We start from the raw sequence: 18,855 nt of genomic DNA on the forward strand, positions 1-18,855 counted from the left end.
CGATGTTGTCCCATTCGGTGCCCCTTTCATGGACAGGGGTAAAGTACCCCAGTGTCCGGAAACAGGGACGAAGTCCATACATTGTCCAGCGTGGCTGCGCCAACATCGTCTTTTAGGCTTTGAAAGCCATGATCGCCGCGTGGGTTGGCTAAGCTGGCTTCCAGTGCTGCAATGGTTTGCAATGACAACCGGCTGGATGCATGCTCCAGAAGTTCTTCCTGAAAACTATACTGCGCGGAACGCACCAATCGTTCCATGATCTTCCGGGATGGAATGAACACTGATTGGCCCAAGGCCCATTGATAGCCGAATTGAACGAGATCTTCCGTGGAGGGCCCCAAAGTCGAAACCTGCGATGCAAGTGCTTCGCGCAGTTTGGCTCGATCCCGGTCATTGGCGCGGCGAATGCCGAGGAAGCGTAGAATCTCCAACCGGTGGCGGCGCGCCGTGTCACTACCGATGTCATAGTTCGACACATGCGCGACATCCTCACCAAGCTGTTCAGCGAGATAATCCAATGATTCCGATGGAAGGTCCTTCAGTCGCTTTGGGAAATACCCGAAGCGCCGAAAGTGCGCTAACTGGGCAGCCAACCCAATCCGCATTGCGTGCCGATAGCTGTTTATAAACTCAAGATCAGCGTAAGACAGACTCCAGACAGCCAGAAATTCTCGTTCCAATACAATACCCTCCAAACGAAAGGGCAAATTGGGTAAGGATCAAGATCTCGTCAAGCCGGACGGCGTTCCGCTATTGTTCTTCATAACGCCCAAATATGCACGCTCGGTCCAGTTGGGCCTGGTGGGCTCCATGATCGCAATAGGCGCCTAACGAAGTCCTGAGCTGTTGAAGGCACGCTCCAGCTCTACGAGGAAAGTGGTTCCTGGGCCATCATTCTTTTTGTAACTGATGCTTCCGTCATGCGCACTCATGATTTGCCTGGAAATGTTCATGCCCAAGCCGGTGCCTCCGATTTTCCGAGTATCTGATGAATCCACCTGTGTGAAACGGTCAAACACCTTTTCGTGGTCCTGTTCGGACAAGCCTATTCCCTCGTCTCGAAACAGTACTTTCACCCTGGTATCTTCAATCTCCACAGAGATCAGAACTTCGCTTTTGGCAGGCGAAAACTTAATGGCATTTGACAAGATATTCTCGAAAACCTGCTGAAGCCTGTGTTTGTCGCCGCGCACAACTATCGCTTGATCCGGCAGGGTCGACTTAATGGACACAGCACGTTCGACAGCAAAGGATTTTGTGTCTTCAACTGCGTCGGAAACAACCTGACGTATGTCGAGCAACTCGTGCGCGTACTTCATGAGACCGGACTCAACGCTTTGAAGATCCAAAATTTCGTCTACAAGCTTTAGAAGCTTGATGCAGTTGCGGCTGGCGACATCCAGAACATCGGCTACTTTTTCCGGCAACTCACCCAGCTTGCCTGACTGTGCGAGACCAACTGCCCCCCGGATTGATGTCAGCGGTGTCCTGAGTTCATGGCTCATTGTTGAGATGAATTCAGATTTCGCCTTGTATGCCATTTTTGATTTTTCATGTTCGTCCTGAAGCAGGTCGAACTGTGCAGCACGCTGTCGGTAAATCCTGAGGTAACCCAACGAACTGTCGACGATAAATGTAAGAACAAAGATGCTTGTGAATAGATGCGCCCAGAGCTCCGATTGAATGGGGGCATCCGTAATCACGATATCCCTGATCGGTATGAACAGAAAGGCAACTCCGAAGCATAAAAGGCGGGTTACCAGAACGTGCAGGACATAGTGGCTGTGCATCGCAGCAAAAAGGGCTGCCGCAAAAAGAAAGAATGAAGCCATGAAATGGCTTGTCGGTCCTTGAATAAATGCAATGCCAACCGAGTATGCGATGATCAATGATGTGCTGAGAAGTGTGCTCAGATAAAGCCAGGGTAAAAGACGTCTGGCTGCTTGATGATCTGTATTTTCTTGCGACGTTACCTTGTTGAAAAGCCAATAATCAAAGAGTTCTGATGCGATTACGAGCACCAGCAGGATTCCCGCAAATTTGTCATCATAGTAGTATGCCGCAAGTGCGAGAGCCGCTGCGAAAATGAGCAACCGCTGCCCTGTCAGATCTATTCCAACCTGACAATAGTCGATCATTTGTCGCATCAAAGGCGACACTTCAGAGTTGACCACGCCACCCGTTTCAGACTCAGGCGGACTGCTCAAGTCAAAACCCCCTTAATTTCTCAAAGTATACACTTTCTAGGCACTACAGTGCATTAGAATACTCTTTATGGTAGAGCACCGCAGTTTGAAAGCAACAAAAACTTACCTCCGTGACGCCACGACAATTTAGGAAGCGAGGACATTCTAAGCGTTTGGATAGCAATTGAAATTCAAAGCCCGTTCTTAAGCAAGGACTTCAATTGTTCTGGAAGTGCGAAAGGGTCGAACGGTTTCGTTATATACGCCAAAGCACTCTCACTGATGGGGGTGTTCTGAATGCTGGATTCAGCTTTTGCAGTCATAAACACGACAGGCGTATCTCGAAATTCCGGGCGCTTTCGCAGCTCGCAAAGAAGCTCGGGGCCATCCATGTCCGGCATCATCACATCCAAAAGGAAAAGGTCGGGTTGCAGGCTCTTCAGATTATTCAACGCATCTTTTGCAGAGCTGAATTGGGTGACTTCAAAGTCGCCGACGAGTTCCAACGACATACGAGTGATAGTCAGAATGTCTTCATCGTCGTCTACATGTACCACTTTTTTCAAGAGACTCATTGCAAATACCCTTTGTTCAAACAGGTTGGGCGCCAACTTCAACAACATCGGATTTCTCAGCAACGGTATTTTCTGCCTCACGGGAAGAAGGAGTATCCTTCTCGAACCTGACCTGAAACGTACTGCCTACACCGTAAGTGCTCGACACCGTAATCTGCCCACCATGCAACTGGACCAAGTCTTTTGTAATCGTAAGGCCAAGTCCAGTTCCTGTCTGGCCTTTCTGATTTGCGTTAACCTGGATGAAGCGATCAAATATCAAACTTAACTGATCGTCCGGTATGCCACGTCCACTATCTTTGACTGAGACCACAACCGAGGTACCATCCTGTACGACGGAAACGGCGACATACCCTTTGTCTGTGAACTTTATGCTGTTACTGAGCAAGTTGACGAATATCTGCCTCAGGCGCAATGGGTCTCCCTCAATCGAAACCGGTTCAACCCGAACCTCCAGCCGAAGCCCTTTCTTTTCGGCTGTAGGGCCCAGCTCTTCGCCCAATTCGGTCAAGAGTGTGCCGAGCTGTACGGTTTCCAAGTTTAGTTCAACGTTGCCGGAGCTTAACTTGGCCCAATCCAGAACAGAGTTTATTAAGCCAAGCAGGTGCTTTCCGGAAGCTTCGGACTTTGTAGCCTGATTGACGATTACGCCCGTGAAATCATCCAACAATCGCGACAGCTCGGCATCTGTACCAATCGCATTTTTCAGGGCTTGGTACTGTGGATACAATTCGACCTTCCTAAAAAATGAAATGTATCCCAAAATGACAGTCAAAGGCGCACGCAACTCGTGGTTCATATTGTTGATGAACTCGGTCTTGGTACCGATCGCTTCTTCTGCCGCTTGCAGCGCTTTTTTCAGTTCAGTGATGTCTGTGCGAATCCCGACGGTGCTCCCGTCTCTCATTTGAGATTCTGAAACTTTTAGCCAGCTTCCGTTGGCAAGTTCGACTTCAGTTTGGGCATTGGGGTTGGCATGAAGCTCAAGTCGTTCTGTTATCCATTCCTCTTCGCGCCCTTCCGCCTCTGGGTACTGGCCTTGCCTGACCTCGTCGCGAAGGATTGTTTCGAAAGGTGTCCCGGGTTCGATAAGGTGGCTGGAAACGTTGAAGAAATCGCGGTATTTCTGATTGCACAAAAGCAATCTGTCCTGTCTGTCGAAAATGACGAACCCGTCATTAATCGAGTTGATTGCATCGACAAGTCGCCGTCTGGCGTCCGACCGTTCCACGATCAGCCGTCGCGCATAGTTAACTCCAAACAAAGCAATCATAACCAGAACAGCTGTTGTGAGTATCAACACCGGACGATGCGCCGTATCTGGCATCCAACCGCCCGCCGGTGCTTTGGCCAACTCCAACCTGACATCCCCCAGCTCAACTTCGGCCAGTACTGGGGCAGCCGACCATACGGTTTCGGTACCAAAAACGATCTGAGTGCCCAAGTCCGCAATCTCGGTTCGCGCCGACGACGCGTATTCACGCGGCTCGGCTTCCATTCCGGCTTCAGCCAGAAGCCGGTTAAAATCGAGAACGATAGTTCCGACCACATTGTCGGGCCTAGGTTGGGCGTTTCGCAGCAAAAGACCCAACCCACCTTGAAGCAGGCTAATCGGGCCGAAGATCACCGTTTCCTGGCTGTCCAACGCGCGTTGCACCGTAGCCAGTTGCTGAGGATAATCGCGGTAATCGTATCCAAGAAGGGCTCGGTTTGGTTCGACAGGGTGGACATCCGTGATAATAAAATCTTGCGAACGCGCGATGTTGATAATGATTGGATTGTTATCGCGAAGCAACTGGGCCAAAGTCTGAAATTCCACTCCAGTCTCGGTCAACTGCACCACAGAAAGACTACGCGACATGTGGCTGTAGCTTTCAATAAGCCGCTCCAAGCGAAACTTGGTCAAATTGAGAGACCGTTGAACGGCGGACCGCTCTGCCTCAAGTTTCTGCGCGGTAATCGCCTTGTCCATAAGAATAATGCTCAAACAGCCAAGAAGGATAATCGCAGCGTAAATCAGCGACAACCTCCGCTTTTGTTTTCGCTTTAGTTGTCTCAGCGTTTCTTGTTGCGTGCCCAATGCGACTTCCCAACGTATAGCAGTGTTCTTAAGTTTTTCCTCGAGCGATACTCTGCATAGTGCGTTCAAAACGTGTTTCGAAGAAGCGTTGCCTAGTCCTCGATATTTGCCAAGCGCGCCATCAACTCTTGGGCCCTTGGCTCGATCTGTGCCCAAACAAGTAGGTTTTTTTTGAACTCAATGTCTATTTCCTCAGCTAGATCGCCGATGGTGGCAAACCCGAGCGACCCGGCCAAACCTGCGATCTTGTGACATTCTCGCCGAACCCGAGCGAGGGCATCAGAGTTTTCAGCATCAACTTTCAGGTCCTCTGCGGCAGTTGAGAGAGTTTCCAACCGCTCTTGGCACGACATGACGAATTTGGCACGTAGTTGCCTGAGAACCTCGTCCATTTGTCTTGTACCAGTTGTAGTTCCAGACCTAACTGTCATCGTATGCCACCAAGCTCATCTGCGCCTTCAATATACTTTTGAACTTTCAGCAAAAACTCCGCCTACTACGGCTGTGGATTCCTTTGTTTTTTGCATAGCTGTGTCGAGTAGCTCAGTCGCCGAAGACAGGTTGACAATTCCCCTGGAACAGGGCGTTCCAACTCTCATAAGAACCGGCATCTGATCCAGGTTGGCGTACCATTCGTTCATGTCTTGTAGCTTCAGTTCGATCTTAGCGGCGACTTCCTCGACCGAAATTTCTGGAATACGGCTGACCAATGCCAAAAAGAAACCTGAACCAACGTAGGACACAATCGCATCATTGAACGCCAAAGCTTCGGCGATCACCTCGGCAACGTCCGACATTGTGTCTTGAAAATCCGAGCTGTCGAGAGCCTGGTAAAGCTGCCTCGCGTTGATGACCTGAAACGCAATTGCGACAAGACTAAACAACCTCATAGTTCCGAGTTTCAGAACGTAGTTCTGCATGGCCAGGTAATCCATGCTGGAATGATCTATCTGGAGCCGAAACGACTCTTCGAAAGATAACTTATTTGTTGACGTGCTCCGAGCCAGTGCGGCCCGGCGAGCGGCACGCTCGCGGGTCATACCCGAGGCCATTGTCATGCGCCCTTGCAACTCACGCCGATCAATTGGCTTGGTAAGGTAATCGGTGGCACCAGCGGCAAACGCCCTGTCCACACTTTCGATTTCGGACCGTGCTGTAACCATTACGATCGGAAGCTCAGTTGTATTGGGCTCAACTCTCAGAAGGCGGCAGACCTCAATGCCATCCATGCCGGGCATATCAATATCCAGAAGTATGCAGTCGAATGGGTCGGAAATTTCTCTCACCAGCGAAATCGCTGCAGCTCCGGAGTTCACAGCGTGAACGTCTTCAAACCCGCATGCAGCAAGTTCTGCCGAAATCAATTCGCAAAACAATGGTTCGTCATCAACAACCAAAATCTTCATATTGCTCACATGCTATGCGATTATCAAGGAAACAGCTTCCCGCATAGATAGAAAACTATACGATCGCTTGGTCAAGCAGATTGTAGACGAAAGTCTTACAATTCCTTTTGAAGGCACCCAAAAAGTTAAGAAGCGTATCTCCGTGGAGAAGGGCGACATGCAGCGTGACAGAAACTTGCCGTAGGTTAATCCGGGCCCGGAAAGACCAATCTGAAACTATGCGAAAATGTTCTATATCCCTGCCTTTCAACCCTCTTCAAGGATAAACAACTCGTGTCGACTTTCCGTTCAACGTACGATCCCGTTGGGCGTGCAATAGGCTTTTTGGTTTTAGGACAATAGTCGCAGCAGAATGTGCGCATCGTGGTTTTGACCACTATAGAAGACGGCGAGCACCCGTACGACCTGTTCATAATCGTCGACTTCAAAATAGATGATCGCTTTGTTCTTGGTAACGTTCCGAATGCTATTGCCGAGATGTGGTCTTAAGGTGCCTTGATGTGGAACTTTGGCCAGGCCTTCGAGGCTCTCCTGAATCTCGACGACGCGATTTTCAGCGCGCAAAAAAGCGGTCTCTGAGTTTTCACCAAAGTGCTCAGCTGCTTCAACAAGATAGTCAAATATGAGATCGAGATCTGCGGTGACTTCTTCGGCGCGAACGACTTTATAGACCACGCTCTGCCCGCTTGCGTGCGATCATGTCTTGCGTGCGCTTTTCGCCCTCTTCGAGAGTAACGAAGGTTCCGTTTCGGCGCCGATCCAGCAGCTCTCGCAGTGCATCCGTGTTTTGCGATTGCTCGCGCATCAGTTCAAGCCCATGCTGAAGCACGGCGGACAGGCTAGCATAATGACCCTGGGCGACAAGATTCCGCGCATAGGCCTCTTGTGACTCCGTCAGGGATATTGATGCTTTGACACTCATATCAAACCTCATTTATACTACTGAGTAGTATAATCTGCCGCATACAACTGTCAATATTGGGCCCGCACGGGCGTAATTTATTGGCACATCTATGTAGAAAGAAACTTCCCTGCATATCCTGCTCTATCGTAGTCGCACGCGAACGCCATTCAAAGGTATCTTATCCACACGCTTTGATTCCGGTTGAGCCCAAGTTTTTCAAAGATTCTTTCAGCATCCAGATTGAAGTCCTTGGCAAGGTTTTGGACCTGAACCGCCTGAAGGCTCTCCAAGCCTCGCACTGTTCGGCCTTCTTCGAAGGTGATCAACTCGTGTGATCTGCCGGACCAACGGACGATCCCGCCACAAAGGGTCTGTCGTTCGACGTCAACCAGTTCGGCGACGGGATCCGCAAAGAAATCGGTCCATTTGAGAAGACCCGCACTCACTGCCCGAGCGACTGCTTGTTCGATAGTGCGGCTTTTGAGCTTGGTTTCAATCGAAACAATCAGTGCATCCACCGTTCCGGACGAGAAGCCCATCTGGCTGGCGATGACGGGTGGAATCAAGCCGGATGCAAGCATCTTCAGCACACCCATCTCCTGATCGGAAAGCGCATCCGAGCGAAAGGTAAAACCCGTGCCAATGACATCGAGTGCAAGCAGATGCAGGACCTGTGCTTCATGACGCAGGGCAGGGAATATTCTCGCGACCAAAGCGTCCCACTCAGAGCGGGACAGATTGGACGTAACCGTAAAAACGCCACGCTCACCAAACGGGTTGATCACCGGAATGGACAGACCGTTCTGACCCACACCAAACTTTCTGGCAGCATCGAATAGTGGCGCATGTTCGCTCTGCCTGTCGAACACATTCCAGTCGATCGGAGCGATCATGGTGGCGCCGAACCGAATGACCGGATCGACCGTTACCAGGTTGTTATCAATGTAATGTCTGACCCACTCACCTGGGAACGTGGTACAACCGTGGACAATGTTGTGATGTTTGTCGATATGGGCATAGGAGGCATTTTCCAATCCGAACCTGGAGCAAATTTCCTGAAGACGCGCCTCTCCGGTTTGCTTGAAATCCAACTCAGACCCGCCAATATCCGCGATTTTCATTGATCGTCTTTCTATTCCGTCTTGTCGTCCGAGCGGAATAAACCTTCTGGTACAAGAGCAACATTGGGGAAATCCCTTAGCTAACGACAACGTGAGTATGTCTTTGTAAAAAAACACGAAATCTACCCGTTCAGAGGCAATGCGGTAGTCATTCTCGAGCACGGTATTCCAACGAGTTCCCGCGCCACTACTATGCACGCGTCAAGACATTTACTGGCGGCGCTCCGTCCGATCTGGCGGCTTGCTCCTCTTCCCGCGCCCGCCTCGCCAAGAGCCCCATGAAACTGGCAATCAGGTTCAGGTCACCACGTTCCTCTGCCTGAACCATGCCTCGTAGATATCCTCCCGGATTAACCACCGGCGGCAGTTTCGGATCACTCAGCCTCGCATCCGTGATCACTCCAGCCAGGATCGCCCCCATGACGGTCATTCGGTCGACTGCCGCATGCCAGGCCGAGATATTGGTGCCCATCTCTGAAAGCCGGGACCAAACGCCGGTTTCGATTGCATAGAGGCTTGGATTGGATTTCTGATCACCACCTCCAGCGATATCGATATGCATACGCAGCTCGGGTGAGGCCAGCTCATATAGGATGCGGTTATTCACCCGCGGTAGTTTATGGGCCTTGCGTGAAGCCGTATCTGTCGGATGATTGCTTTCAAAGCAATGCGCAGGGCCATCAGGCCCGGAGCTAGAACAATCTGGTCCCGAGGCTTTTGCCGAGGGCATTGTCACTTCGCCATCGGCGTTACAGGACAGAATTTCTTCTTCAATTTGGTCTTGTATATGGCACCCGAAACAGGCTTCGGGTTCACCGGAAATGTCACCGGGTTTTGCGACGTGCACTTCGATCCGGCTCCAAAGGTCGTAAGCCGCCTGAACATGTGATCTGAGAGCATCCAGCGACATGTTTTTCAGCTTGTCAGCGCGTGGCCAGGACCGAAACGCGCCCATCATTTCGTCGATGCCTTCAGGAGGGCAGGGGAGTAAGAGAAGCACGGCCAGGCTATGCTTCACATATCGGTAAAGCCGTGATCGATCCCCGCGCAGCTCGTCCTGTTCTTTCTTCACAGCCTTGCTGCGCACGTCCGCGGCGCGCATCTCGGGAATGAGGTTCAGGGCTGGGGTCAGGAAGAGGCCAAGCGCCTTACGTTTACACCGGGCACCATTTGCCCCAAGCCTGCGTTCAATTAGGCCAATCTTTTCCAGCTCGCGTTCATGGTTGTGAATTGTTCGATCTGTCACGCCACGCCCGGCAATCAATGTTTCCTGGCGCGCGTAGCAAAAGGGTTCCTGGGATGGGTCGCGAAACGCGCAGGGCGAGATCATGTCAATGATGATCTCTAAGGTACGAATACACTGGGCCGATGCGCCCCTGATCTGGGCATAGCACACGCAAAGCTGCCGAAACCTGTCTCGGTTCCAGCCGTCGGGAAGCCCGTTGTGGAAGCGTAAATTTTCGTGGTGATGGGCGGTTGCGATCTGCCGCAAGCTCATGGTTTTGGCCTCGCTTTGAAAAGGCCAGAATAGTCATCGCAGCTTTGCGTTGCGGGGTTTTCAGAATGGTTCAACGGTCTCATGGTCTGCTTCTCATTGGGGAAGCAAGGCGGGTCGAACCTCAGCGAAAAGACACAGAAAAACCGTTCGCACAGATGCGTTTATCCTTGTCAGAAATTTGGGAGTTTCCTATAAATCAGGTGATCAAACGTGACTTAGGAAGATCCCCGCTGAGGCCCCGCCTTGCGGGGGTTTTTGTTTCTGGGATTAGGGTGTTCCTCTGGGCCAAACGGCCTGGTTACCGGGCAACTTTTTCACCTAGCCGGCAAACAATGTCAGTATCGGATGAGTTCGTAATCGCTGAATCCAAATGTGTCGGTCCACTCGACACCAACACCTCGGAAGGTGCTGGGAGGCTCGCAGCGATTGCCCAGTGGCAGCCAAGAAGGGATGGGCGCAGGAATGCGATCAGACCATTGAAAGCTCGCGTTGTCATCATAGCTGCCAACAATCAGATCAAGGGAGCGCTCGCAGTCGCCTTCTCGCGAACGACGGCGATAGCTGTAGTGGCGCACATCCCAAACCCTGATGGAGCGGACGACATCGAAATCGGAAGAGGAAAGATCGACGCTGATCGGCGTGGCTTGCAGACCGTCACCGGTTTGGTCGTGAAGTGACTGGATCGCTTCTATCGAGATCGCTGCATCTACCAGTAATGGCTTAGCGGTGTCATCCGATGGAAGCTCTGGAACAGGGCTGGCACTGGTGCGCTTGATGGCTTCCAACCGTTCCATAGGACCCAAGTCCGAGGGGCTGTGTGACGTATTCATCGGACAGCGCCAGAGTTGAAGCGGTGGTTCGACCGGATAGGGTGTGATGCGCCGAATGAACTCCGCCTTGGCTGCGACGCAGTCGGGCGAACCGGGCCAACCCCCAGCAAGGCAAAGAAATATCGCGCAGTCGATTGGATAGGCACTGGACTGCGATGCCGGCAGTACGGCGAGCGCAACTGCAAGGGCCTTTGCGCGGTTTTGAGTTCTGGGTCTTAGGCGTTTCAAGATGATCTCTCCTACTTGCGAATCGCCTAAGCAATATCCGGCCAATATGCCCCTGACAATCTGATTTAGTATATTGGCGTGCTTTCTTATATTGACGTAGAATGTGTTTTAGTCCACAACTTTTGGATGTAGAAGACGGCTCATAGGGGGTCGTCATGGCGGACAAAAAGAGACAATACACTGTGGTAACCATTGAGATGGTTCGGGGCCTGAAAGAGGATCAGGTTCCCTTTACATGCCGCTACGAATTTATCGGACTCGCTTCCCTTGGACGACCTAAATACCACTGCATTTACAGCTCTCCGAACTATGTCGGGGCCTTGTGCAAGTCGAAGATCTCTCGCGCGGGCGCAGAGCCCAGGGAGTTCGATCTCTGGCCGGGGCTTTTCAAGCATCACCAGGAATTTGGCGACGGGCGCATTCTCTGCGTCAAATCTGACTACACGATCGAGTCGATCACCCCTGAGGGGCTCGAAGTCGCAAAGGCTGTTGACGAAAAATCAAAAATCTAAGGTGGCACCGGCCGGATTCTATCCTGGCCGCCTGCTCGGACCGAAGAAGTACCAGCCTTTCACAACGACAGGTTACCTGGTATCGAAATTGACGCTTCGAGCAATCAATTGCGTGCGTCTTGCCTTCCGGCATGCTGCTTTCGCTTCGCGGCCAGTGGGGCAGGGAGCATGAGAAAGATCTTGCTCGTCTCGGTCGCTTTGGCGGGCGTGTTGGTCTACCTGCAACGCCTGGACCCGCTTTACACGACCAAGTCCCTGAACGCCTCGGAAGTATTTGTTGTTGACGGCGATACGCTTGGTCACGGTGACGATCGGTATCGCCTGATTGGTTTCGACACGCCGGAGACGTTCCGCGCGCACTGCGCGGCTGAGAGGGCCTTGGGGCTGAAAGCAAAGATGCGCCTGACAGAAATCATACGATCTGCCGGAGAAGTGGAGCTGGAGATTGAACCGAACCTGGATCGTTACGGCCGCTTTCTGGCTGTGGGCCGCGTCAACGGCCATGAGGTGGGGTCTGTCCTGATTTCGGAAGGTCTCGCACGGCCATACCGGGGCGGCAAACGCCAGTCTTGGTGCAGCTGAGCTGACGAACTGGAACCAGAATTGCAGCAAGAAGAAGGAAACTAGTCGAGCAAAGAGCGGTCCTGTCGGTTGCGCCAACAACCGGCAGGACCTGAAACGCCCCTAATCCATCCAGGGCATTCCTCACACATCGAGAAAGTAACTGTACTATGGTAAAAACAGCATCACTCAATGCTGCTCCCAAGAATCACGTCTGCAAGGGGGGAGTCAACAGACACGGCGCACTCGTCGGGTATGTTCTTAAGCTATTCGGAATTGCGAAACCTCTGACCCTTGGCGTAGCTGTCAGCCTGACAATACTTGTCAGCCACGCTCATACCGTATCTGCGCAAAGTACCACTGGCGTCATAGTGGGCGACGGAGCCGGAAGCGGAGCAATCCGGACTTGTGATGTCGGGCAAGACAGCGAGACAGATAATCGACCCTGCATTTCAAACAGCTCGATCAACCGGGCCATTGATGACCGTATTCAAGCAGCCGGTGCTGCACACCCCGGCGCTGATACTGTCGGTGCGTCAATGAGTTGCAGCAGCAGATCGACCGCAACGCGGACATCGCAAATGACGGGATCGCCATGGCGCTGGCCGCACAAGTGCCAACGCTCTCCGAGGGGACCGTTCAGGCCGTGACCATGGGGTACGGCTACTACTCAGGTTCCTCGGCGTTTTCCATAGGTGGGACGGCCCGGATCGAGGACACCAATTGGCAAGTCTTTGGAACAGTGGGGTACGGGTTCAGAGCCGAGAAAATCGGCCTGAGCATGGGTCTCTTGTGGAGCCGGTAGCAGCGTCATGCCGGTGACCGGGCGTCTGATTTCCTCCCTCTCAGGCGCCCGGCCCGAAGCACCCGTAATAGTAATTATGTAAAAACTACTGACCTAATTTAGAGGGCAAATTAGTGACCAGCTCCATCAAAAGCTTCACCGAAAACAGATGTCGGATCAACGCCGTCTGGTCTTTGTTGGCGTTCTTGAAGGCGATTTTCGCAACGGATGTCTGTGCCCAGGTCATTGAGTACGAACCCGATGGCAGCGTGTTCCTGAACGGTGCGCGGGCAGAAATCGTCAAAGGCGTCGTTCGCCCAATCCGGATGCGTGAGTACTCGCTTGACGAGCAACCGCAATCGCCGAAGGCCAAGCCACAGGAAAAGATCGAGATTGCGGGCAAGGCACCGCGGCCTCGTAAAGCTTCTGGCGGCTGGTCACAGGAGCGAATCGTCAAAGAAATCCACGCAGCGGCGGAACGGCATGACATTCCGGCCGAGTTGTTCATGGCGCTGGTCTGGCAGGAAAGCCGGTATCGGGCTGACGCTCTGTCACCCAAAGGTGCCTATGGCTTTGCACAGCTCATGCCCGGAACGGCGAAAGACCTGGGCGTGAACCCAAAGAACCCTGCAGAAAATCTCGACGGTGGTGCCCGCTATTTGGCGGCGCAGTACCGCGCGTTCGGAACCTGGAAGCTGGCGCTTGCCGCCTACAACGCCGGGCCTCACCGCGTCGTCGAATACGGCGGCGTCCCCCCCTTCACCGAAACCCGCAACTACGTGCGGATCATCCTAAGCAAAGTGAGTAAAGACCTATGAAAAGAACCCACTTCTACCAGCAGATGGCGTTTTTCGCGATCACTGCGTTCATCATCACAGCAGCGCCCGCCTCCGCTGGCTGGCTGCAAGATGCCATTGGCGATTTCATCAACGAAACGCTGGCCGACTCGAAGGTCGTTGGCGTCAGCCTTGCCGCTGTCGGCTTCATCTGGGGCTGTCTCGCCTACGTATTCGGCTGGGGTTCGCTGAAAGGCCCGGTAATCGCTATCGTCGTCGGCGCTGTTATCGGCCTCGCTGATACATTCATCGGAGGCTGATTGATGCCGCGCCGCAATACGGTCTTTCGCGGCCTGAGCCGCCCCGCAGAATGGGGCGGCTTACCCGTGATCTATCTGCTGGTGATCCTCGGGATGACCATGCTTTCGTTCTTCATGTTCGGGATAGCGCCAGCAATCATTGCGGGTTTTGTTTTCTACACCGGGCTTCGCCTTTTTTACGAATGGGAACCGGCTTTCTTCCGCGTCCTTTCCGTAACCCTTTCCAAAACTCCGCGCACCAAAAACCGCCAGCATCATGGGGGAGATTACTATAGTGCCTAAGCCTGCTGCCCGAAGCATGTGGACCCTTGCCCGCTCGTTGATCGAGCCGAGCTGGCGCAAGGATGAAATGAGCCTCTTTCAGATGTTGCCGTATGGCTATGTCGTGGACGATGAGGTCATTTCCACACGCAACGGTGGCCTCATCGCCGCTGCAGAAATCACCGGAATCAACGCAAACACGCTAGACGAAAACGAGTTCGAGTTCCTGGCCGAACGGTTTGAGCGTGTGTTGCGCACAACACCTAATGAGGTGGCTTTTTATATCCATCGACTGACCGTCCCGGCTGAGACTGGTCATGTCATCACAGATCCAACCGGCTTTGCCGGTGCAGTGGCACAGGCCATGCGCTCAGCTTCCGTCGATGCAGAGCTGAAAGAACGCAAGATCATCATCAGCGCCATTCTGCAAAAGCGGCAGGATGAGCGGGCAAAACAGATGTTCGGCATGTCGTCTGGAACGATAGACGAAGAACGCCGCGAAATGATCGAACAGCTCGACGGTGTGTTCACAACACTGGCGGGCACGCTGGGCGAGGCCCGTGTGCGCCGGCTGAAGCTCAGCGAGGGGCGTTGGCTCGGCTATTATGGAATGCTGTTGAACGGTCGGTATCAGCCGATCATTCACACGAACATTGCAGAACCCATCGCCTTCAACATGCCGCAAGAGGATGTGCTGTTTCAGGGCAAGACCGGCAAACTGGTCACAGGCGACGATCAGGAACGCTCCATACGGGTCTATTCCCTGAAGAATTACCCGATGGCGTCGTTCCCCGGCATTTTCGACGGGCTGGACCTGCCGGTTGATGTCGTCATTTCGCAATCCTTCCTGCCCATCAGCCGCACCCAGGCGCAGGAAATGGAACGCCGCAAGTCGGGACAAATGCGCTCGGCAGGTGACAAGGCAAAGTCGCTTGAAGAAGATTTGTCCATTCTGGCGGACGGCATTGCCTCTGGCACCATGTCACTCGGCAAGCACCACCTGTCGATCTGCGTGTTTGGGAACGAGGAAGATCTGAAAACCGCCGAAAAGCACATCGTCGGTGAAATCCAGATTTCGGGTGGCACAGTGAAGCGTGAAGCAATGTCCGCGCGGGCGGTGTATTTCGCGCAGCATCCCGGCAATTTCGCGTTCCGCGCCCGTGAAGAACTGATCACGGACCAGAACTTTGCGGATATGGTTGCGTTCCACATGCGTCCCAAAGGGTTGGATGCGGAAAAGCTACCTTGGCCGGGGCCATTGGCGACGTTCCCGACAACGCACGGGGACAGCTACAATGTTTCGCTTCACCTTCCCAAGACCAGCAAAGACGCTGAAAACCTGCCTTCCGGCCATACCATCGTTCTGGGACCAAATGGCTCAGGTAAGACCGTGATTGCGATGTTGCTGGCGACAATGGCGGTGGCACAGGGCGCGCGGATCGTTGCTTTTGACAAAGACCGGGCAATGGAAGCTCCGATGCGGGCGCTCGGCGCACAGTACACCCGCGTCCGGGTGGGCGAACCCACTGGCATGAACCCGTTTCAAACGGAAACGGATGAGGCCGGTCAAAGCTGGTTGGCGAATTGGGCCACAGCTCTGATGAGTTACGACGATAAACTGACTGCCGCACAGAAAGACGAGATTAAACAGGCGTGTCAGGCAAACGCGACGTTGCCGCCACAACTGCAGAGCTTCGATTCACTGGTGGAACGGTTCAGAGCCTTTGACGATGACAAGAACCTGTACAAGCGTGCAAGTGAATGGGCGGACGAAGGCCGCTTGTCCTGGATGTTTGGCGAGGGTGGCTCAGATCCGTTTGCTGCTGGCGACCGTCATCTTGTTTTCGATATTTCCGAGGTTCTGGCTGACGAATTGGTGCGGCTGGCATGGATCAGCTACGTCATGCGCCAGATCGAACGCCGCTGCGCCACCAAGATACCCACTGTTTTTGTGATTGATGAAGCCTGGGTGATCGCAGGCAACCCCTACGGCGCAGAAATCCTCAAGAACGCTTACACCACCTATCGGAAGCTGAACGTCATGATGATGATGATGACGCAGATCCCCGATCACCTCCTGTCGTCGTCGGCAAGTAAGTCGATCCTGGAAAACACCAGCACACAGCTCTTGTTCCCCTCTCGATCCGGCAATGAAGCGGACTACCGGGCAATCGGATTGAACGATTCAGAGCTTGGCGCACTGAGGGCGCATTTTGGCGACCGCGTCATGCTCATGAAAAAGGGTGATGAGAGTGTCTGGCTCGATGTCGATGTCGGCGCTCTCGGCCCGCTTCTTCGTGTTCTGAGCGGGTCAGACGGAAAATCGTTCCCTGATCCTGACTGGCGACAAAACCCCAACTTCTGGAAGGAAATCACATGAAAACCCGCCTTGTCATCGCCCTTGTATTTCTGGCCGCCGTCTCGGCCTGCACCAGCACCTATTCGGGCTATCGCAGCAAATGCGCCTGCGACTTTGAGCGCATGACCCCCCCTGAAAACTTGGAGCTTGTCTGATGAATATTTCAAAGAAATTCCGCACAACCATTACTGTTTCAGTTCTGGCCGCCCTGCCCGTCATGGCGTCTGCCCAAGGTGTTCCGACCATCGACGCCACAGCCATTGCACAGGACGCCGCCAATTCGGCCCGCGAAGTCGCAGAAATGGTCCGCCAATACGAACAGCTGATGCAACAATACGAGAAGCTCGAGCAGCAGCGCGCAATGCTGGAAAACCAGTTTAACGCCATTTCAGGTCTGACGGATCTGGACGAGTTCAACAGCCGCAGCTTTTTGAAGCTGGCGACCGCTGCTGACACGCTCGGCTACGCCCTTGACGCGACCGAAGATACGATTGGCGATCTTCCAGGCGTTGCTGGGCTCGCGATGGAACGCCGATCAATCAGCCTGGGGCTGAATAATGGAATCCTTAAAGAATTCAGTACGTCAGACGTGCCAGCCCGGCGCATTCTTTCGGAGCGAGGTGGCGCTGGCTTGATGGCGTCAGCTCTTGGCGAACAGGGCTATGACATGGCCGGCAAACTCTCTGAAGACGCCGAAAAACTACGCGGTGAAATCGGTCAGCAAGAAGATCTGAAGGATGCCATCGACTACAACACGGTGGTTCTCCTGAAACTCCTGCAAGTTGAAATTGAAATCTTACGAACAACTTCAGCTAACGCTCTGGCGTCGGGCACGGATCTGGCTGCTAACGCTGCCGATCTTTCGACGCTCAGCAACTATGTACGAGGAACCTCACAATGAAACTCCGCTCAACTCTTATTCTGACCATTGCAGCAGCCGCCGTTTTCGCGGGGGCTGCATCGGCCCAGGTGAAGCTGCGACCAAAACCAAATGTCGAATGGCCTTTTGGCGAGTATCGGGTGTGTTTTGGAAATACGGGCGTCAACAACGTCGCCAAACAGTTTGTTGAAGAAGATCAGGCGCGTATGGCCGATGCTGGTCAACCAGTAGACAAGCAATACCTGGTGAACAATTGGTCAGTCGTAATCCTCAATGAACAGATCATTTCTGCTCACGAGTATACAGCAAAACAATGCGAATTGCGAAAGGCCGGTGAAGAGTTCGATACGGATTGTCCACTCGGAAACATGAGCCGTAGTGCTGCGGCGAAAGCTGTTGGTGCGGACAAACCTGAATTTTGGAACCAACCTTCATCTCAACATGCTGAACTCAAGAAGGAGCAAAAAGATCGTCTGAATAGTCTCGGCCCAGTGATAGCGGAGGCATGTGGGCCGTGATTCAAGATTTCGTCAGCTCGATTGAAACAGCAATCAACAACTTCTCACAGAACGCCTTCAACAGTCTGGCTGCGGATCTCGCAGCCGGTCTCTGGGCCATCGCCGCTCTGATCTTCGTGGCAATGTTGACCAACGGTGTTTTGCAGATTCGAGAACTTGGGTTCGGTGGTTATGTCGGCTGGATCATTCGGGCGACGATCATCATCGGCATGGCATCAAGCTGGAGCTTTTTTCAGCCGATCTATCAAGGCATCCAAACACTACCAGACAGCATTGCCGGGGCTCTTACCGGCACAACAAACGTATGGCAGGCGCTCGATGATATTGCGGACCAGTGCTTTACTATGGGGCAAACCGCTATTGAGAACGCCACATGGGGCCTAAGCATCACCGGGGCTGTTCTCTGGGTAGTCGGGGCAATTATTGTCGCATTCGGGACAGGGATCGCGTTGATCGCCAAAGGCGGAGTGGCGGTGCTACTCGGCTTAGCGCCGGTATTCATTGCCACACTGCTCAGCTCAGCAACGGCCAATATCTTCGCGGCTTGGGCAAAAACGACTGTGGGCCTTGTCATGGTCATCGTCGTGCTGACAGGGATCGTTTCGCTCATTCAAACACTGTTTGCCGCTGAGCTGGACACCGTTGAAGATGTGAACAACATGACGGCGAGTGGCCGTTTTTTAGCCGTGTGCATTATCTCAATTGTAATGCTTACGCAGATCCCTTCCCTCGCTGGGGGGATGTCAGGTGCAATTGTATCCGCATCATCGGGCCTAGCGGTTGCGACCGGTGCTGCAGCAGCCGCCAGAAGCGCACTGGGCACGGCAGTTGATGGCGGGCGTGGCGCAGTGGCCGGTGGAAAAACTGCCGCCGCCATGGCCTCCGCAGCACGTGACGGGACTGGCGTTCGTGACAGCGCGTCTCGCGCAATGCAAGCGCGTCGGGATATTGCACACAGAGCCCGCAATCAGGATGGGGCGGCTCGACAGAGCTACGCCGCTGACCGTTACCGGCAGAGCATTCGACAAGCTCGCGCCAATAAATCTTCATAAATCG

21 protein-coding genes and 1 pseudogene are annotated in these 18,855 nt (G+C 53.3%); 11 read left to right on the forward strand and 11 right to left on the reverse strand.

Annotated elements, in window-relative coordinates:
* Nucleotides 1-77: 77 nt before the first annotated feature.
* The 11 genes and pseudogenes from AC2FPW_RS19940 to AC2FPW_RS19990 form a co-directional block, all read right to left on the reverse strand.
* Nucleotides 78-680, reverse strand: a pseudogene (locus AC2FPW_RS19940) (DUF4158 domain-containing protein); the annotation flags it as partial.
* Nucleotides 681-827: 147 nt separating this feature from the next.
* The gene (locus AC2FPW_RS19945) at nucleotides 828-2,207 is read right to left on the reverse strand and encodes a sensor histidine kinase (RefSeq protein WP_496815089.1); all 1,380 of its coding nucleotides are present in this window, start codon (nucleotides 2,205-2,207) and stop codon (nucleotides 828-830) included.
* A gap of 170 nt (nucleotides 2,208-2,377) precedes the next feature.
* On the reverse strand, nucleotides 2,378-2,761 hold the full coding sequence (locus AC2FPW_RS19950; protein ID WP_496815090.1) for a response regulator: 384 nt from the start codon (nucleotides 2,759-2,761) through the stop codon (nucleotides 2,378-2,380).
* Nucleotides 2,762-2,777: 16 nt separating this feature from the next.
* Nucleotides 2,778-4,841, reverse strand: a complete 2,064-nt coding sequence (locus AC2FPW_RS19955) for an ATP-binding protein (RefSeq protein ID WP_496815091.1) — start codon at nucleotides 4,839-4,841, stop codon at nucleotides 2,778-2,780.
* 92 nt (nucleotides 4,842-4,933) lie between these two features.
* Entirely contained in the window at nucleotides 4,934-5,233 is a 300-nt protein-coding gene (locus tag AC2FPW_RS19960; protein WP_496815092.1) for an Hpt domain-containing protein, read from the reverse strand.
* Nucleotides 5,234-5,299: 66 nt separating this feature from the next.
* Nucleotides 5,300-6,247, reverse strand: coding sequence for a response regulator (locus AC2FPW_RS19965; RefSeq protein WP_496815093.1), 948 nt, complete (start codon nucleotides 6,245-6,247; stop codon nucleotides 5,300-5,302).
* Between the two features lie 330 nt (nucleotides 6,248-6,577).
* Nucleotides 6,578-6,922 carry a type II toxin-antitoxin system RelE/ParE family toxin gene (locus AC2FPW_RS19970; protein WP_496815094.1) on the reverse strand — a complete coding sequence of 115 codons (345 nt, stop codon included), beginning with the start codon at nucleotides 6,920-6,922 and terminating at the stop codon, nucleotides 6,578-6,580.
* Nucleotides 6,912-7,169, reverse strand: coding sequence for a ribbon-helix-helix domain-containing protein (locus AC2FPW_RS19975; RefSeq protein WP_496815095.1), 258 nt, complete (start codon nucleotides 7,167-7,169; stop codon nucleotides 6,912-6,914). The genes AC2FPW_RS19970 and AC2FPW_RS19975 overlap by 11 nt, the downstream gene beginning before the upstream one ends.
* A gap of 149 nt (nucleotides 7,170-7,318) precedes the next feature.
* Complete coding sequence (locus AC2FPW_RS19980; RefSeq protein WP_496815096.1) at nucleotides 7,319-8,434, reverse strand: autoinducer binding domain-containing protein; 1,116 nt, start codon at nucleotides 8,432-8,434, stop codon at nucleotides 7,319-7,321.
* A 28-nt stretch (nucleotides 8,435-8,462) separates the two neighbouring features.
* Entirely contained in the window at nucleotides 8,463-9,770 is a 1,308-nt protein-coding gene (locus AC2FPW_RS19985) for a helix-turn-helix domain-containing protein (RefSeq protein WP_496815097.1), read from the reverse strand.
* A 335-nt stretch (nucleotides 9,771-10,105) separates the two neighbouring features.
* Nucleotides 10,106-10,828, reverse strand: coding sequence for a hypothetical protein (locus AC2FPW_RS19990; protein WP_496815098.1), 723 nt, complete (start codon nucleotides 10,826-10,828; stop codon nucleotides 10,106-10,108).
* A gap of 155 nt (nucleotides 10,829-10,983) precedes the next feature.
* Here AC2FPW_RS19990 and AC2FPW_RS19995 point away from each other — a divergent pair, with 155 nt between their 5' ends.
* From AC2FPW_RS19995 to AC2FPW_RS20045, 11 genes are all read left to right on the forward strand, one after another.
* On the forward strand, nucleotides 10,984-11,340 hold the full coding sequence (locus AC2FPW_RS19995; RefSeq protein ID WP_496815099.1) for a hypothetical protein: 357 nt from the start codon (nucleotides 10,984-10,986) through the stop codon (nucleotides 11,338-11,340).
* Between the two features lie 168 nt (nucleotides 11,341-11,508).
* On the forward strand, nucleotides 11,509-11,922 hold the full coding sequence (locus tag AC2FPW_RS20000; protein ID WP_480547143.1) for a thermonuclease family protein: 414 nt from the start codon (nucleotides 11,509-11,511) through the stop codon (nucleotides 11,920-11,922).
* 523 nt (nucleotides 11,923-12,445) lie between these two features.
* Nucleotides 12,446-12,706 carry a YadA-like family protein gene (locus AC2FPW_RS20005; protein WP_496815100.1) on the forward strand — a complete coding sequence of 87 codons (261 nt, stop codon included), beginning with the start codon at nucleotides 12,446-12,448 and terminating at the stop codon, nucleotides 12,704-12,706.
* Nucleotides 12,707-12,819: 113 nt separating this feature from the next.
* Complete coding sequence (locus tag AC2FPW_RS20010) at nucleotides 12,820-13,503, forward strand: lytic transglycosylase domain-containing protein (RefSeq protein ID WP_496815101.1); 684 nt, start codon at nucleotides 12,820-12,822, stop codon at nucleotides 13,501-13,503.
* Nucleotides 13,500-13,781: an HAD family hydrolase gene (locus tag AC2FPW_RS20015; protein ID WP_152460685.1), complete on the forward strand. Its 282-nt coding sequence runs from the start codon at nucleotides 13,500-13,502 to the stop codon at nucleotides 13,779-13,781. The genes AC2FPW_RS20010 and AC2FPW_RS20015 overlap by 4 nt, the downstream gene beginning before the upstream one ends.
* A 3-nt stretch (nucleotides 13,782-13,784) precedes the next feature.
* Nucleotides 13,785-14,063, forward strand: a complete 279-nt coding sequence (locus tag AC2FPW_RS20020) for a VirB3 family type IV secretion system protein (protein ID WP_152460684.1) — start codon at nucleotides 13,785-13,787, stop codon at nucleotides 14,061-14,063.
* Nucleotides 14,056-16,422, forward strand: coding sequence for a VirB4 family type IV secretion/conjugal transfer ATPase (locus tag AC2FPW_RS20025; RefSeq protein WP_496815102.1), 2,367 nt, complete (start codon nucleotides 14,056-14,058; stop codon nucleotides 16,420-16,422). The genes AC2FPW_RS20020 and AC2FPW_RS20025 overlap by 8 nt, the downstream gene beginning before the upstream one ends.
* Nucleotides 16,419-16,556: a hypothetical protein gene (locus AC2FPW_RS20030; RefSeq protein WP_496815103.1), complete on the forward strand. Its 138-nt coding sequence runs from the start codon at nucleotides 16,419-16,421 to the stop codon at nucleotides 16,554-16,556. Before AC2FPW_RS20025 ends, AC2FPW_RS20030 begins: the two co-directional genes overlap by 4 nt.
* Nucleotides 16,556-17,302, forward strand: coding sequence for a type IV secretion system protein (locus AC2FPW_RS20035; protein ID WP_496815104.1), 747 nt, complete (start codon nucleotides 16,556-16,558; stop codon nucleotides 17,300-17,302). The genes AC2FPW_RS20030 and AC2FPW_RS20035 overlap by 1 nt, the downstream gene beginning before the upstream one ends.
* A complete protein-coding gene (locus AC2FPW_RS20040) occupies nucleotides 17,299-17,799 on the forward strand; it encodes a hypothetical protein (protein WP_496815105.1) in 501 nt (166 codons plus the stop codon). Before AC2FPW_RS20035 ends, AC2FPW_RS20040 begins: the two co-directional genes overlap by 4 nt.
* Complete coding sequence (locus AC2FPW_RS20045; RefSeq protein WP_496815106.1) at nucleotides 17,796-18,851, forward strand: TrbL/VirB6 family protein; 1,056 nt, start codon at nucleotides 17,796-17,798, stop codon at nucleotides 18,849-18,851. The genes AC2FPW_RS20040 and AC2FPW_RS20045 overlap by 4 nt, the downstream gene beginning before the upstream one ends.
* Nucleotides 18,852-18,855 lie beyond the last annotated feature (4 nt).

It is taken from the genome of Ruegeria sp. SATB027, from assembly GCF_059613825.1.